Raw genomic sequence first — 15,449 nt, forward strand, 5'->3', positions numbered from 1 at the left:
ATAACATTAAGGAGGTACTGTATGTGGTACGCTAGAAGAAGAATAGGCTTGTTGGTAATAGCCTTATTAACAATTCAAATTTTTCCGATTCAATATATTGGTTTTAGCTGGTTATCTGCCAATGCAGCTGCAGATGCAGATGCTTTAATAGATCTAACATATCCCAACTCTATACCAGGGTTTCAATCAGTCTATAAAAAGGATTCGAGTGCAACAACTGACATTGTAACCATTCCCGCTGTCAGCGGTAAGACTATCCTAGATGTAGGTGTATTCCGTGATGGAATTCGAGTTGATAGTATACCAGCAGCAGTTGGTCAAAGTAGTTGGACTGGCCAATTAAGCTATTGGGGTTCAGTTAGGGCAGTGGAGTCTAGGGATAACTACTCTGCAAAAGGATATTATGCATGGTACAGGTACATACCAGGCGGATCACAAGGAGTCAATTGGTATGCAGATTTACCTAATGTTGGAACCATTAATTGCGGTGGTTCACTTACAGAATCTATTAATGGCTATAACATGCCGAAATATCCTGGTTGTTCCGGAGATATTAACTTGGAATTGTCTGCGAACCGAGCGGAGAACTACACTGCCGTGGACTCCCCTTCAATTGTATTGTCCTCAAGCGTTGTAGCCGAAGTCGGCGCCCTAGCTACTGCTACAGTTGATAATGGGGACACCATCAGCGGACCACCCGGGCTTGATCTCGACGGACAATCTGACGGAACCACCACGCCAGTGAGCGTTAATATTAATACAGCAGATAGTTTTACAGTCAAGTACACACAAAGATTTGATCATATCAGCATTTACAACAAGGAGCTTAATTCACCTCCAAATGGAGCAAAGGTAATGGTTTATTTTGCGGCTTTTAAGGTGACAATTACTTCTAAAACATTCATGTACCCAGATCATATCGTAGTCACCTACTCTGGAGGAACACAATCTCCAACACCAAGCCCAACACCACCGCCAATCAGCATCACCGGCGACTTTCAACTAGCCCCATCAACAATAAACTACAGGGATACTTTCAAACTTCACCCCCTCCCATTTACAATACCCTCAAGTTGCTCTTACACAGACCATTATTACAAAATTGAACGTGGCGGCAACTACGTGTATACACCCAAAGTTTATAGCAAGACGCAAGACACTGTTTTTATCTATAGCTCATACCCTTCAATCATTGCAGTAGGTTCTCATAATATTTCATTGATGATTGAAGCATCATGCGGCTCATCTGGATTTATTGCTACCAAAACACTCACCGTTAATGGGCCTTCAGCAAATGGACCTCCAGATTTCAAAGTTGCCTGGGTAAACCCATCCAACCGTAAACTCCCTCTATCTACCGCCGTCGTAGGCACGACACTCGACTTAATTTATATTGAAGACCCAACGGTTCCAACTCCAAGCGATCCAGACGGAGACATCATCTTTTGGGATAATTTCAACTTCAACACTGCAGATACATGGACTAAAACCGTTCCAAGTAAAAGCGGGGTTGGTCAATACACGAACGGGTATCACAATGTTTTGATGGACACCGTTGGTTTTCATTACGTCTCCGCGTCATTCCACGATCAATGGGGCTTATCAACAACCAGACAAGCCATGATTGAGGTAGTACCCCCAAATCCAGTGCCTGTTTGTAAAGCTCCTAGTGAGATAAAAGAAAATAGAACAGTCACATCAGGAGCCATCAATAGCTTAGCTAGTTATAGTCCACTTGGACGTACCATCGATCATACTAAAGATGTATGGACGAACTTAAAGACAAGCTATGTCAATGGCAGCAGTTCGGATATTGTCATAACGGTCACACTTCAAAGTGTCACTGATTCAGCAGGTTTAACCTCGCTTTCAGGAAGTGATTGTCAAATCACTATACACCCTGATCTACCACCAGTTGGTAAACTGGGAGTCCCCTCATTTAGCCTTCGAAACACGTCTACGCACATCCAAAACCAATCTTACTCAACAGATGGTGATTCTCTTGTTTCTGCCTTTTATACCTACAAATACGATGTAAATAACGATGGTTTTCAAAATGATGCATGGCAAACAGTAAGCGGCGGAAATGTGGCTGGGATTGATTTTACACCTAGCGCGGTTGGAAAATATTTGTTCAATGTAAAAGTGTGTGAGGACTTTGGACGTTGCGGAGACAACAGCTCTCAGGCCGCTTCTGAAATTATGCTAGATGTCGTAAACAAGGATGGACCTGTGGTAAGTTTTGAAATTGCAGGCGAAAATACGCAACCTACGGTAGTTCCAGCCACCAAATATAACGCAGGAGATATACTGAAGAATTGGATTCTTTTTCAAACGAACACAAGCATTGCAATTGGTAAAGGGGTGGGCTGGTCAGCCGGAAGCTCCAATCAATTAATTGCTGGTTTAGGGCGAAATGAGCGAAGTCCTGACTACTACAACTTCAACTATGAACAAAGCAATAGTACTCAGTATCGACAGTTTATTACGCCAGCTCAAGATTTTGGTTTAGGTGCGAATGGACAATCACCATACCGGTCTTTTGCTAATTTAAGCGGAATTAACACACAACCTATTCTAGTTCCAAGTGTAAGTGATAGCAGTGTATGGCAGCCTGTAAGTTGGGGGAAAGGTCCACCTGTATTTCAAACGACAGAAGATCATATTTACTTTGGAGCAGGTGCTCCCTACATGTTATCGGATTACTATGGGGATTACCGTGTTGCAAGTATGGGCGGTTATTCGTTCTATAGTCTTAACAAACAAAAGCTAGGCAGATATTCGGGTACGGCTGTGTGTAATGGATGTTATTTTGCAACGTGGGAACATAAATACCTTGATGGTTCTCCATATGACTATATACTTACACCTGCCAATTTGTTATCTGGTAACGCGGGTCCTGTGGCCACTTATAAGAATACGACCTTTTATGATGTTCAAGCTGCAATCGACAAAAATTATACAAGAGCTTACCCGCCTGTTGATCGCGCATTTTCCAAGGTAGGCATTCTCGGCTATAAAGTCGTTGGGCAAATTCTCTACATGAAAGTTTTGTGGAATGATCAGTGGGGTTATGCTTACAACACGGAAAGTGGCTACGGTTATCTAGGTAATACGGCTGTCGAACTTAGAACGTATAATGTGACGAATGGACAATTCATTTCAAGTTCTTTACAGAATGGAAATAGTCCTTTTGATTTTATGGCAAATAATCGTAGTACGTCCGATCAAGGTGAAATGACCCCAGCCAATGTATTCCCTCCGCAAAGTATTGGTAACGACTTAGTTGATATGGTGGGGATGAGTTATTATGGCGATGAAACTTTACGTCAAATTAACCCGCAAGGGCAAGTGGTAAAATCCGTTCAAGTCCTGCGTCCTACTTGGAATGATCCTTCAATCAGCTCAAATTCCGTTTGTAATGATAATATCCGAAAAAGCTTTAGAGGGGCAGATGGTGAGTTTTATTTCTATGCGAGTGCCAGTTGCTCTTACACAAATGGAGGCTCAAGTTACAGTGCGAATGTTGGTACATTTGTTATCAAAATAAATGCGGATCTTTCCTTTGGCTGGAGAACCAAACTGAAAGGCAGTCTCCTCACATATGCGGGTACTTTTGCTTATGCTTTTGGTGATCATGCAGACGCGATTGAGCTGATGATTGACAACCCTGCCAGAAATCAAATGCTTGTACGGAGCTACAACGCGAATGGTTACGGATATGATTCGTTTTACGAATCACTGGACAAGGCCACCGGAAGTTCATCAACAACCGATTATGCTGCGTGGACCAATGCTTCTCAACCAACCATTAATTGGGATGGGAGCTACTCGACTGGTGTTCGTACCATTGATGGTTATAGCACAACAGGTGCAATGGTTAAAAATGAGGCTGGAACCACACTGGGTTCCATTTCTTTTGGAGGAACCTTAGCGCTAAATGGTCCCTATGCCGCAACGACTACTACCAATTTTGGGACTGAATATGTAGGGGATGGCATGCTGATGGCGCTTCTGGGTTCGCAAAATGCCGGATACGACAGTCATAATTTTGTGCCATGGCTAGCGATTGGTACACCAAGTAACTCTGCTCTTGTTGGCTATCCAACGAGGTTAGGTCAGTTTGTTTCAAATTTCACAGTTTCTGATGCAGAAATACAATTCACGCTTAACCTGGTAAAAGCAAAAGCAAGTAGTAATAAAACAGGCTTTTCTTTCCGTATGCAAGATCCTAGAAATCGCTATGCGGTCGAAACGAATGGAACATCAGTTTTTTTAACAAAGTATGTAAATGGCGTACCAACAATTTTGTCTAGTGCGAATTACCCGTTCCTTGATAATACGGATTACACATTTAGCTTAGAAATGCTAGGCAGCAAGATCAGCCTTAAGTTAAATGGTGTTCCATATTTAAGTGTACAAGATAGCACTTGGCTAAGCGGTACAATTGGACCGGTTACGGATAAATCGTACGCGACATTCTCGAACATAACGCGGAAAGCAATTACGTCACCTCAAACGGCTTGGTATGCGGGTTATGCCCTTTGGGAAGGCGGTTCTGCGACTGCTGCTGTTAAGTATGATCACATTTCGTATACCGACTCTGAGAATGATCCTGCAAGCGGTTCGTATCAGTGGTATTACAAGCACACTCCGAAATTTCTAAATAATCAAGGGATCTCTGTACTTGATGGACAAACGTTCAGCGGCTCACAGACCACTTTCGATAAGGTAGGGGTGTATAAGATATCTTTATCTGCCAAAGATGATCCAAACCCAGCATTTCTTTATCCCAGCGTACTTTTTGAATTATACAGAAAAGCTTCCAATACGTTCCATGCTTCTATTGTCGTTCATCGCAGACCGGTTATTCCCAATTTTACGAGCACGGTGCAAGGTGATGGAACGGTTGTTTTTACAGATGATGCTTATGATCCAGACCGCTATCAACCAGTGCCTCCCACGTGTTCAGCCCCCGATGTAACTGGACTAGATTATTGTGCAAATCATGGTGTGCTGTCGAGACAATACTCATTTGTAGATCCTAACGGAAACTACTCGCAGGGAAAACCGTCGCGGCCGTCGATATCGGGAACATATACGGTATATCTACAGGTCATGGATGAGTATGGCGCACTGAGCCAGCCGGTTTCAACCACTTTTACAGCAACAACGATTGTTGCTCCAGCATTGCCGCCAGTGGCGACGTTAACTTTTCCAAATGGTACTCAGATAGCTCCCACCATCGTCGGCGTACATCCAACCATTACTTGGAATCAAGTTGATCCGAACGGATTTAACTTAACGGGCTATGAAGTGCGGATTCTGGACGAGTATGGAGCGCCTGTAACTGCCAGTGGGATGGTTAGTCAGAATAAATATAATGGCTCGCAGTCATGGGATGTACCGCTGGCTTTAACCCTTGGAGTCAAATACCAAGTCCAGGTGCGTGTGGAAGATATCTATAACTGGTCAGCTTGGTCGAATATCGGCTGGATGCAGGTGAATAGTCCTCCTTCAGCCAACATGACGGTTCCGAATGGGACAAAAGATGCACCGGATATAGTTAATACGGTGAGGCCAACGTTACGATGGAACCAGTCTGATCCTGATCCTGGGACGACTTTTCAGTATTTTCAAATACAAATTACGAATGAAGCCAATACGGTGATGATTATGGATTCAGGTCAGTATTGGCAAGGAACTTCTTCGAATTTAGGAAGCTGGACCGTAAATCAAAATCTGCCAGCCGGTCAAAAGCTTCGTGTCAGGGTAAGGGTTTTCGACGGCATCTCATGGTCAAATTATTCGCCACAAACCTGGTTATATATCAATCGAGCACCGATTGCTGATTTTGACTGGCAACCTAAGCCCGTCTGGGAAGGTGATATGGTGCAAAGCATCAATGTTTCGACGGATCCAGATGGTGATGCGCTCTCGTATACATGGCTGGTGGAAGAGCCAGGCGGGGGGAAGAAGTCTTTTACATCTAACAATTTCACGCACAAGTTTAATGTGCCAGGTGATTATAAAGTGACACTCACCGCTTCGGATGTCCTAGTATCTTCAACGGTTATCAAAACGATTACAGCCCTGCCCTTGACGATACATTCCGATGTGACATATACCGATAAGTGGTTGACAATCCATAAGGATAAGGGACATCAAACAGAGGCAGCTCCTAAACAATTTTATTCTGGTGAGATCTTCATTGTAAAAAGTCAGAGTGCTTTAACGTCCGTCGAGGAAGTGACCGCTTGGATGGATACGGTAAGTATTGACGGTTATTCGTTATACGTTTCTGAAAAGCTAATACCTGTTCTGGGGGATCCAACCCGGTTTACTGGAGAGTTATTTGATCAGAAGTTTCAATCTTTCACGGAAGGATTACCCCGAGGCCTACAGACGGTGCATTTTCAAATTCGATACAGCAATGGTGTTGTGAAAAAAGAAGATATTCCTATCGAAATCATTGGGAATGTCCAGCAGTCTGTTGGCGTACATCGCGTTCAATAACTGTTTTATGAGGGATGGTTATCTACGGATAACTGTCTTTTTTGTAAAAGCGATGACCTCCATACCCACCTATGGTACAATAGTCGATAAAAATGCGAACGGGGAGAAACCACCTTGAACTATCGATTAATCGCGCTGGATGTTGATGGAACTTTGCTCAATGATGATCATGAGTTGACGGATCCTACGATTGAAACCATTCAAGAGGTCCATGATCAAGGCTGTCATATTGTGTTATGTACGGGGAGAGCGCCTGCAAGTACATTACCGATTCTAGAGCAGTTGGGCTTAGAAGGAACGATGATTACGCACAATGGTGCCGTGACTGTTCATGCGGATGAGCGTGGGCAGTCGTTAGTGAATGAGTTTGCTTTCGATATGAAAGATATTGAGCCGATGTTGGCGTATGCTCGTCGTGAAGGGATACATTTCGATGTGTGTACAGCCTTCAACATGTATATTGAACGAATTAGTGAGTATGAGAAGCAAATGTATAAAAAGTTTCTTATTAGTCCAAAGCTGGTGACCTCAGTTTCGGAGCTAGGCGTGCGTATCGTGAAGTTTACGCTTTTTGCACAATCAGAGGTGTTAGATCGCGTTCAGCAAGATTGGGAAGAGCAGAAGCTTTATGGCGATCTACGGATGATTCGCAGTGGTGAATTGTTTATTGATGTGATGAGTCCTGAAGCCAATAAAGGAAATGCTTTGAAGGCGTTGGCCGCGACATTGGAAATTGAGCCACAAGAGATTGTTGCCATTGGGAATTACTATAATGATTTGGAAATGATGGCTTTTGCTGGGCTAGGAATCGCTGTGGAGAACTCGCCAAACGATGTCAAAGAAGCCGCAGATGCTGTGACTTTATCTAATAATGATAATGGTGTTCATGAAGCTATACGAAAGTATTTCTTTTGAACCAGTACAAATATAAAATTTCGATAAAATACCTCGATTTTTGAGGTTTTTTGTCGTTTGAGGGGTTTTTAGTATAAATTGCCTATGATAGAATGAGAGAAAGAATATTAGACGATGGCGGTGCATGAATGGGGAAATTGAAGGGTTCAAGAAAAAAGGAGAAATTCATAGGGACAATAGCTGGTGTAACTGCGATCGCTGCACCTTTGATGATGGTGCCAGGGCCTCATAGTTATGCACTAATAAATAAAGATGTTGAGGCAATTGATGCAATACAAACGATTGTGTTACCACTTCACGGTAAGAAATATATAGATCTTAATTTACTTTATCAAACTTGGGGTTTGGAAGTTAATTCAACTGATACCAATGCAACTGGTTTATTTACGTATCAAGGGAATGGGATATATGAAATAACAGCCAATAGTATTGGTAGTGCTACTTTTACGGTTATTGGCCATAATGAAGGTGAAAATGGAGGAGATGTTGAGGTCGATAATTTTAAAGTCATTGTTGTAGAAAATAATGATGATCCAGACAATTATAAGTTTGATGTATATAACATTAATAAGCTTTTGAACCAATCCATTTATTCAAAGGAGCAAGTAACAGATCTGCTTAAGAATATTAGCCCGATTTCTGTCAACAATTCGGATCCTTTTTCTTACAAAAATGGCAATATACCTCCTTATCAAATCTATCCTTCCTCGTCATATATTTCTGGGAAATTAGGAGTTCCATTAGATATTAATGAAATTCGAGATGAGATATACAACTACTTTGATGATTATGATGGATATATTCCTGAGGGAAGTGAGCAAAGTCCATCAGATCTAATCGGACTTGTCTCTGTTGAAAGTAATGCAGATTTTAGTGTATCCGTGCAAAAAGAGGGGAATCGAATTATTAATTACACAATAACTCCTTTGCATGATGGTGACGTGAATCTTGATGTAGTAGTTACGGATCACCATGGCGGGTTTACGAAGGGACATATACCTATACATATTGATCGAGTTTTCAATTCGACTAGCGTGCTTGCTAAACATTTTCTGTCACCAGAACTAAATAATCCGGTCTTATACTTGTCTAATGATGCAGGTATTAATTTATCAGAAATATTTTATAATCCTGATAATGTTTCAAAGGTTTATAAATTGTCAGTTGAATATGCGTCAGGTGATACTACTGAACAAACCGATCTGAGTATTGGAAATAACTTTTTCACATGGCAATCGCTTAGTTATTTGCAATATGGTATCACTAAAATCACTAAAATTCTTGCGTATGATAATTCAAATTCTGAAGTGCCATCTGCTACTTTAAATGTAGATATTGAACGTACAGATAAAGATCCTTTCCCCACCGTTTTAAATTTGTATCAATCCATTCAAGATGTGGGTACAAGCAGTTATATTTTGGATTACCAAAGTGCGAAAGGTTTTAATGACTCGTCGATTACTATTAATAATTCAGATTTACAGAATATGGCGTATAGCAGAGTTACAGCCGCTGTCTATCAAAATCATTATCTGAAATTTGATGCTGGATATGGGGCAGTGGATTGGACAACGAGTATGAAGGTTTATGCACATGATTCAAATCCTGCTCATTTGTACCTTGATGATTTTAATTTTAACCTAGTCTCGACCTCACAGACGAAGCGGTTCGATGCGAAACCAGCGATTCAATTTAGTCAATTATACCCAATAAATAATTATGATTACTGGAATAACTTTTCTTCTCACATCAGTGAGTATGTCACACTTAACACACCGACTAAAATTAATATTGGGTTTGCTTCTGGAACTATGACTGCGACCTACCAAGATGATGCATCTGAAGGAACTGGTGAGATCGTGAAGATTGATCCGTACAATGGTACAAGCGTATTTTACATTCCGTTCAAAAAATGAAGATAAACCATAACCACATCATTAGCCTCATCCAATCAAACAAACTTCAAGAAGCCGAAAAGGAACTCCTGAAAGCCATCCGCGTAGCTCCTTTGGAAGCACAGCTCTGGGTGATGCTCGGTGAAACGTTGCTCCTGCAACAACAAGCAGGAGCAGCGAAGCGGGTCTTCGACCGTGCGTGGCTGCTAGATCCGCAGGCGAAGTGGGTCAACCATATGTACAAGCGAATAGAGCAGATGCCACAAGGGGATCAACGGCCAGATATTGAGGATCTTCTGTATGTTCCTAAGGTGACGGTGACCGCGGCGATTTTATCGCATAATGAAGCGGAGAACATAGCGAGTTGTATCGTTGCTCTACAAGGTGCGGTCGATGAAATCCTACTTGTGGATTCATCGACGGATGAGACTCGTAGGATTGCACTGCAATATCCGAAGGTAAGGGTTGTTCCTATTGAGTGGGAAGATAATTTCGGAGCTGCTCGAAACGTAGGCCTCCAACATGTACAAACAGATTGGGTCATTTGGATTGATGCAGACGAGGTGCTAATTCCAGAGGATGTCAAAGCAATAAGGGATATTGCAAGTATTTTTAATCCATTAGAAATAATACCGGTCCTGATTATATGGCAATTAAATAGGATGAACGGCACCATCCAACACGACTTCTCCCAAGTGCGCATGTTCCCAGCACAAAGAGGTCTGCGTTACTACGGACGTATCCATGAGCAAATCGGTACAGATCAAGGTATTTACCAACGCGATACGTATCGTCGAGCGGTCAAGATCAGACTGGATCATCATGGTTATGAACCAACGGTTCTACAAAGCAAAGGCAAGCTCGAACGGAATCTTCGCTTATTGAAGCTCATGCTGGAAGAAGAACCGGAGAATCCGGGCCATTGGCTGTTTTACGGGCGTGAATCCCTTGGACTTGGCTATGAAGACCAAGCACTAGAGGCCTTGCTTGAAGCAGAGAGTCTAGGGTTGCAAACCTCTCTATTCGGCCGAATGTCCGAGATTTACAGGCTTCTCATTCAAATCATGATGCAACGTAAAGATTATTCGGAAGCGGAAGTCTTTTGCCATAAAGCCTTGGCCCAAGCACCTGATTTTCCAGATGCCCATTACTTATTAGCACAAGTGCGAATGAGACAAGCAGATGAGCTACTGAAGTTAGCGGAAACCAGCATCAAGCAATCCCTGACCAGCTTGCCTAATTACCGCGGTAGTGTTAGCGCGGATTACCACATTGGCGAGTGGAAAGCAGCGACGTCACTTGGTGAACTGGCGATGCGTTCTGGGAAGCTGGCAAGGGCAAGAGAGATTTTCTCGCAGCTTCAGAATAAGCCTGGTGCTACGGAAATGTTGACGGCAAAGCTCACAGTCATTGAAGAGGAACGACAGCGGCTTAACCAAGCCAAGCCATCCTAGATAAATAAAGACGATCTCCAGGCCTCAAGGGCGAAGAGATCGTCTTTTGCTTTTTAAATCAAATATTAGATGAAAAATGCGCTAGTGATAATAACAAGAAGGATGAAAAGAACTAAAATCGCAGCCGATGAGGAACCAACAACTCCTGACATGGACATTCCCTCCTTTCGTGGTGAATGTTATAAGATAAGATATGTAAGTAGGGGCAGAAGTGTATAGACGTTTACCCGGGGGTATACATATTTTGGACAATGTTGGGCATCCTACAGAAGAATGACACAAGATCTGTAGAGGAGGCGACTAAGTCATGGCCGATATTATGCTAAGACCCGACCTGAAAACAGCAGGCGGTGAAGTCTGCGATATTATGTACAATGGGGAGTTTGTCGGTACGTTAACGCTAGTCTACAGAGAATCGGATCGTCTCAAAGGCGCGATTCATCTGGAAAAACAGTCTATCACGACGGTGAACAAGCAGGCGGTTTACGATTATGCGCAATCTTACATTCAAGATGCCATTGATGCACTTGGGATCATTGAGTGTGAGGTGACGGTGAGCTATAGTGATTATGATTTTGTCATTGCGACAGATCATGCGATAGCGCCTACTACGTTTGAAGAAGATTTTATCTCGAATGTGGATCTTCTACATGATGATGAGTTGGACTATTCGTGGCTGAGAGAAGATATTTCTTTGCAGGATGAGGATACCTATCTCCCCGTAGCTACTGAGCCGTTAAATATGGTGGAGGAGCTAAAGCAACAACATGGGTATGAGTTAGTCATTGTTAGCGAAACGCGCAGCAGTGTAGAGTATCATGTGTATGATAAGGAATCAGAATTGATTGCCGAGGCTTCACTGCATATTTATGGATCAGAGGTCATTGGCGACATCTCGTGGAAGTTTGATCCGTTTGATGAGGAAATGGATATCGTTACGGAGTTAATTGTGGCCGATTTCAATGAAGAACAAACAGATTCGTTTGTATTTCATATGATCTATAATGGCGAAACGGTTGACACGGTGGAATTAACGCATATTGATATGTTGGATTTGATGGATGACATCCAGTCGGAATCCGACATGTGGATACCGAGACGAGATGACTACGACATCGTTCTAGTGAGAGATGATCCAGATACGTTATCGTATGAGATTTATCAACAAACACACGGCGGTTTGCCAATCGGTACAGCGACGGTGGACATTAGCTCACGGCAGGTTACAGGCTTCATTGACTTTCGTGAACTGGGGGATTCCGATGACAGGGAATTGATTGCCACGCTGTTGCTGGAAGAGTTGGATAAAGAGAAGGAATACGAAACGTTTAATGTCTCTATGCTTTATCGGAATAAGCTGATTGATGAAATTATGTTCGAAACGGAGCATTATCACTAGGCTGAGCACACAAAAAAGGCATGATCCCTCATTTAGAATGAGAGACATGCCTTTTGGTCTTATTTGTATATTAGAAAGAGTTAGATACTGTAACTTGATCCAAAGGAAGACGGCCAGCTGAACGAGCAGGCGTAGCAGCCAAACCAAGGCTGATCAACATAACAGGTACATAACGCGCTGGAACGTTGAATGCTTCAACGAATTTAGCAGCATCATAACCACCCATTGGGCATGTATCGTAGCCAAGGGATTTTGCAGCAAGCATCAAGTTCATAGCTGCCAAGGAAGCGTTACGGATCGCTTCATCACGAGCAACTTGCGGGTATTGGTACGCGCCTTCGATTTGGCCAACTAGTTGGTCCATTACCGCTTGTGGCAAGAAACCGCCAGCAACTGCAGGGCCGAATACCGCTTGTGCATTTTTGTTCGCTTCAAGATCACCAAGAACAGCGATAACGACGGAGCTCTCAACGATTTGCTTTTGACCGTAAGCGATTGGAAGCAATTTTTCTTTTTGTGCTTGGTCGTCGATGACAACTAGTTTCCAATGTTGAAGATTCCAAGAAGATGGAGCTTGGGCTGCTGCGCTCAAAATTTGCTCAAGATCTTCTTTTGGTAATTGGTGACCAGCTTGGTATTGCTTAACGGAATGACGATCTTCGATTACTTTCAAAACTTCATTTTGTACTTGTGTGCTCATTACGGTATCCCTCCGAGGATTAGAATAAGTTCTCTTTATTGTTGTTCATCTGCAAAAAAACATGTGAGTAAGTCATTGGTAAACGAACGATGAACTGTAAACAACTTTGTAACAATATACTGTAATCATAAATGTTATAGTTGTGATTGTCAAGAGAGTCTTTCGCCATGTCGTAAAATGTTGGATAATGGAAAAAGAAAGGGGTTGTTCCTCTTGAAATTAACACAAAAAGAGTTGAATCACCTTGTTTTTTTGAGCGAAGTCGTACTGACAGGGAAGAAGAAGAGTCTCATGGACGAAACGCTGCAGTGCCTTCTTTATATTGTGAAATCCCTCGAAGAAATCGAACTTCCTGAATCTGTTGTTGGACAGATCGAGCGGCTTACTGCTTTAATTGAAGGTGATCTTCGTGATGAGAATGAACGAATGCAAGAAATTCGGGGTCATTTGGATTGGATGCAAAAGAAAGAACGAAATTCTTCCATGCCAATGTAAGTAGAGTGACAAACCGTCTATTTATGATATAATGTAGAGTACTGTTTTTTTTTGAATCTATGAGGTGATAAATAATGAGCTATGAAATCCCAAGAGACGTGCAAGAATTGGGGCGTGACATCCAAGAGAACCAATTGAAATATCACCATAAATCCGTTTTGGTTTCCAAAGAATTTACGTTTGACAGTGCACATCATCTGCATTGTTATGAGGGAAAATGTAAAAGTCTACACGGTCATACGTATAAACTGCAAGTGATTATGCGTGGAAAAGTGGATAGCCGAGGAATCTCGATTGATTTTGGAGATATTAAGAGGATTACGAAAGAGCGTGTCATTGATCGTTTGGATCATAAATATTTGAACGATGTTTTGCCGCCAATGAATACAACGGCTGAGAATATGGTGGTTTGGATCTATGAAGAAATTCACCAAGCGTTGCTGGAGGAGAAGCTTTATCCTGCGATTGCGCTAGAAGAGATTCGCCTATGGGAAACGCCGACCAGTTACGCAGCCATCACGCGCTCGATGATGGAGGAGGACGTGTAATGCGAGACATCCGCATTCCTATGGTTGAGATCTTCGAGACGGTTGAAGGGGAAGGAACCCGTGCCGGATTCCCGACCATCTTCGTCCGTCTTTTTGGTTGCAACCTGCGCTGCACTTGGTGTGACACCAAGTACAGCTACCCTCCAGCGGAAGCGGAGAACGTCATGACCATTGCTGAAATTGTCAGCAAAGTTCAGTCGTTCCGCTCCCGACATATTTGCCTAACAGGCGGCGAGCCGCTTCTGTACGGCGACAAATCGCTTGCGCTGATCGAGGCGCTCGCGGCGCTGGAGCAGATCGATGACCTGCACATCGAGACGAACGGCGCGATCGACCTCGCACCGTTCATCGCGCAGGTCTCATCACCGAAGGTGCGCTATATCATGGACTTTAAGCTGCCGGATTCCGGAGAAATGGATCAGATGATCTACAGCAATTTCCCGTTGCTGCGTGAACAGGATGAGTTGAAGTTCGTGATCGGAAGCGATCTCGACTTCCAAACCGCGGTTGATGTCCTCGCGCAGAACCCGACAAAGGCGCTGCCGATGTTTAGCCCGGTGTGGGAAACGATGCCGCCGCGCAAGCTAGTAGACCTGATGCTAGCAGCAGGTCTATCGAAGGTGAAGCTGAATATGCAGCTGCACAAAATCATTTGGGATCCAGCGATGCGGGGCGTCTAGCCAGCGGGCATAGGCATTGTACGCTTTGTGTACAATGCCATTTTGCACAAGAAATGCATGAAAGTCGATAATTTATGAACGACCATTGTGATTTACTATTTTAATAAAGAGGTGCTAAATATGAGTGAAAACAATAAAAAAAGAGCCGTCATTATTCTAAGCGGCGGATTAGATAGCACAACGTGCATGGGACTAGCCCAAGAGGCTGGCTATGACTTGTTCCCGATTTCTTTTGACTATGGACAAAGACATAAGATTGAGATCGAGAATGCCAAGCAAGTTGCTGAGCATTATGGGGTAAGCGCGCGTCACAAAATTATTAAGCTGGATTTCCTGCGCGATTTCGGTGGAAGTGCCCTCACGGACGATACGATTGATGTTCCGAATGTGGTGAATGGACCTGAGTCTGAAGAAATCCCAGTGACGTATGTGCCGGGGCGTAATCTACTCTTCTTATCCATTGCAACATCCTATGCAGAAGTAACGGGCTCTCAAGCGATTTATATCGGAGTGAATGCCTTGGATTACAGTGGCTATCCGGATTGCCGTCCAGAGTTTATTCATAAAGTGGAAGAGGTTATTGCGCTAGCTACTAAGGTTGGTGTAGAAGGCAAAGGCATCACGATTGAAACACCTTTGATTTCATGGTCGAAAGCGAAGATTGTAGAGGAAGGCTTGAAAATTGGAGTGCCTTACGAGCTAACAACATCTTGCTATAATGGAAAAGCGGAAGCTTGCGGAGAATGTGACAGCTGTCGGTTGCGTTTGAAAGGGTTTGAAGAAGCGGGCTCCAAGGATCCGATCGCTTATCTATAACAGAACGTTTATCGCCCATTAGAAAGGCGGT

The 15,449-nt window shown here is 43.1% G+C and carries 11 protein-coding genes; 9 read left to right on the plus strand and 2 right to left on the minus strand.

Features of this window, described 5'->3' with window-relative positions:
• Positions 1-21 precede the first annotated feature (21 nt).
• The 4 genes from A8709_RS23920 to A8709_RS23935 all read left to right on the plus strand — a co-directional run bounded on the left by A8709_RS23920 (position 22) and on the right by A8709_RS23935 (position 10,780).
• Positions 22-6,516, plus strand: coding sequence for a PKD domain-containing protein (locus A8709_RS23920; RefSeq protein ID WP_065855870.1), 6,495 nt, complete (start codon positions 22-24; stop codon positions 6,514-6,516).
• Between the two features lie 114 nt (positions 6,517-6,630).
• A complete protein-coding gene (locus A8709_RS23925) occupies positions 6,631-7,431 on the plus strand; it encodes a Cof-type HAD-IIB family hydrolase (protein WP_065855872.1) in 801 nt (266 codons plus the stop codon).
• Between the two features lie 128 nt (positions 7,432-7,559).
• Complete coding sequence (locus tag A8709_RS23930) at positions 7,560-9,347, plus strand: hypothetical protein (RefSeq protein WP_065855874.1); 1,788 nt, start codon at positions 7,560-7,562, stop codon at positions 9,345-9,347.
• On the plus strand, positions 9,344-10,780 hold the full coding sequence (locus tag A8709_RS23935) for a glycosyltransferase (protein WP_065855876.1): 1,437 nt from the start codon (positions 9,344-9,346) through the stop codon (positions 10,778-10,780). Before A8709_RS23930 ends, A8709_RS23935 begins: the two co-directional genes overlap by 4 nt.
• Before the next feature lie 65 nt (positions 10,781-10,845).
• On the opposite strand, the gene A8709_RS34195 is transcribed toward A8709_RS23935, so the two are convergent.
• Entirely contained in the window at positions 10,846-10,938 is a 93-nt protein-coding gene (locus A8709_RS34195) for a YjcZ family sporulation protein (protein WP_208607738.1), read from the minus strand.
• A 149-nt stretch (positions 10,939-11,087) separates the two neighbouring features.
• On the opposite strand from A8709_RS34195, the gene A8709_RS23940 reads away from it, so the two are divergent.
• Positions 11,088-12,179 carry a hypothetical protein gene (locus A8709_RS23940; RefSeq protein ID WP_065855878.1) on the plus strand — a complete coding sequence of 364 codons (1,092 nt, stop codon included), beginning with the start codon at positions 11,088-11,090 and terminating at the stop codon, positions 12,177-12,179.
• Positions 12,180-12,249: 70 nt separating this feature from the next.
• Here A8709_RS23940 and A8709_RS23945 read toward each other — a convergent pair whose 3' ends face one another.
• A complete protein-coding gene (locus tag A8709_RS23945) occupies positions 12,250-12,879 on the minus strand; it encodes a nitroreductase family protein (RefSeq protein WP_065855880.1) in 630 nt (209 codons plus the stop codon).
• Positions 12,880-13,092: 213 nt separating this feature from the next.
• On the opposite strand from A8709_RS23945, the gene A8709_RS23950 reads away from it, so the two are divergent.
• The 4 genes from A8709_RS23950 (at position 13,093) to queC (ending at position 15,418) form a co-directional block, all read left to right on the plus strand.
• A complete protein-coding gene (locus tag A8709_RS23950) occupies positions 13,093-13,374 on the plus strand; it encodes a hypothetical protein (protein ID WP_065855881.1) in 282 nt (93 codons plus the stop codon).
• A 74-nt stretch (positions 13,375-13,448) separates the two neighbouring features.
• Positions 13,449-13,922 (plus strand): 6-carboxytetrahydropterin synthase QueD, encoded by a 474-nt coding sequence (gene queD / locus A8709_RS23955; RefSeq protein WP_065855883.1) that lies wholly within the window; start codon positions 13,449-13,451, stop codon positions 13,920-13,922.
• The gene (locus A8709_RS23960; protein WP_065855885.1) at positions 13,922-14,602 is read left to right on the plus strand and encodes a 7-carboxy-7-deazaguanine synthase QueE; all 681 of its coding nucleotides are present in this window, start codon (positions 13,922-13,924) and stop codon (positions 14,600-14,602) included. The genes queD and A8709_RS23960 overlap by 1 nt, the downstream gene beginning before the upstream one ends.
• A 120-nt stretch (positions 14,603-14,722) precedes the next feature.
• Positions 14,723-15,418: a 7-cyano-7-deazaguanine synthase QueC gene (gene queC / locus A8709_RS23965; protein ID WP_065855886.1), complete on the plus strand. Its 696-nt coding sequence runs from the start codon at positions 14,723-14,725 to the stop codon at positions 15,416-15,418.
• Positions 15,419-15,449: the final 31 nt, after the last annotated feature.

Origin of the sequence: Paenibacillus pectinilyticus, from assembly GCF_001700435.1 — a bacterium.
Classification (GTDB): domain Bacteria; phylum Bacillota; class Bacilli; order Paenibacillales; family NBRC-103111; genus Paenibacillus_E; species Paenibacillus_E pectinilyticus.

Excerpts from the sequence above, each read along its gene's own strand:
- A8709_RS23920 (WP_065855870.1), top strand. The coding sequence starts at position 22 with ATGTGGTACGCTAGAAGAAGAATAGGCTTGTTGGTAATAGCCTTATTA.
- A8709_RS23930 (WP_065855874.1), top strand. The coding sequence starts at position 7,560 with ATGGGGAAATTGAAGGGTTCAAGAAAAAAGGAGAAATTCATAGGGACA.
- A8709_RS23935 (WP_065855876.1), top strand. The coding sequence starts at position 9,344 with ATGAAGATAAACCATAACCACATCATTAGCCTCATCCAATCAAACAAA.
- A8709_RS34195 (WP_208607738.1), bottom strand. The coding sequence starts at position 10,938 with ATGTCCATGTCAGGAGTTGTTGGTTCCTCATCGGCTGCGATTTTAGTT.
- A8709_RS23940 (WP_065855878.1), top strand. The coding sequence starts at position 11,088 with ATGGCCGATATTATGCTAAGACCCGACCTGAAAACAGCAGGCGGTGAA.
- A8709_RS23945 (WP_065855880.1), bottom strand. The coding sequence starts at position 12,879 with ATGAGCACACAAGTACAAAATGAAGTTTTGAAAGTAATCGAAGATCGT.
- queD (WP_065855883.1), top strand. The coding sequence starts at position 13,449 with ATGAGCTATGAAATCCCAAGAGACGTGCAAGAATTGGGGCGTGACATC.
- A8709_RS23960 (WP_065855885.1), top strand. The coding sequence starts at position 13,922 with ATGCGAGACATCCGCATTCCTATGGTTGAGATCTTCGAGACGGTTGAA.
- queC (WP_065855886.1), top strand. The coding sequence starts at position 14,723 with ATGAGTGAAAACAATAAAAAAAGAGCCGTCATTATTCTAAGCGGCGGA.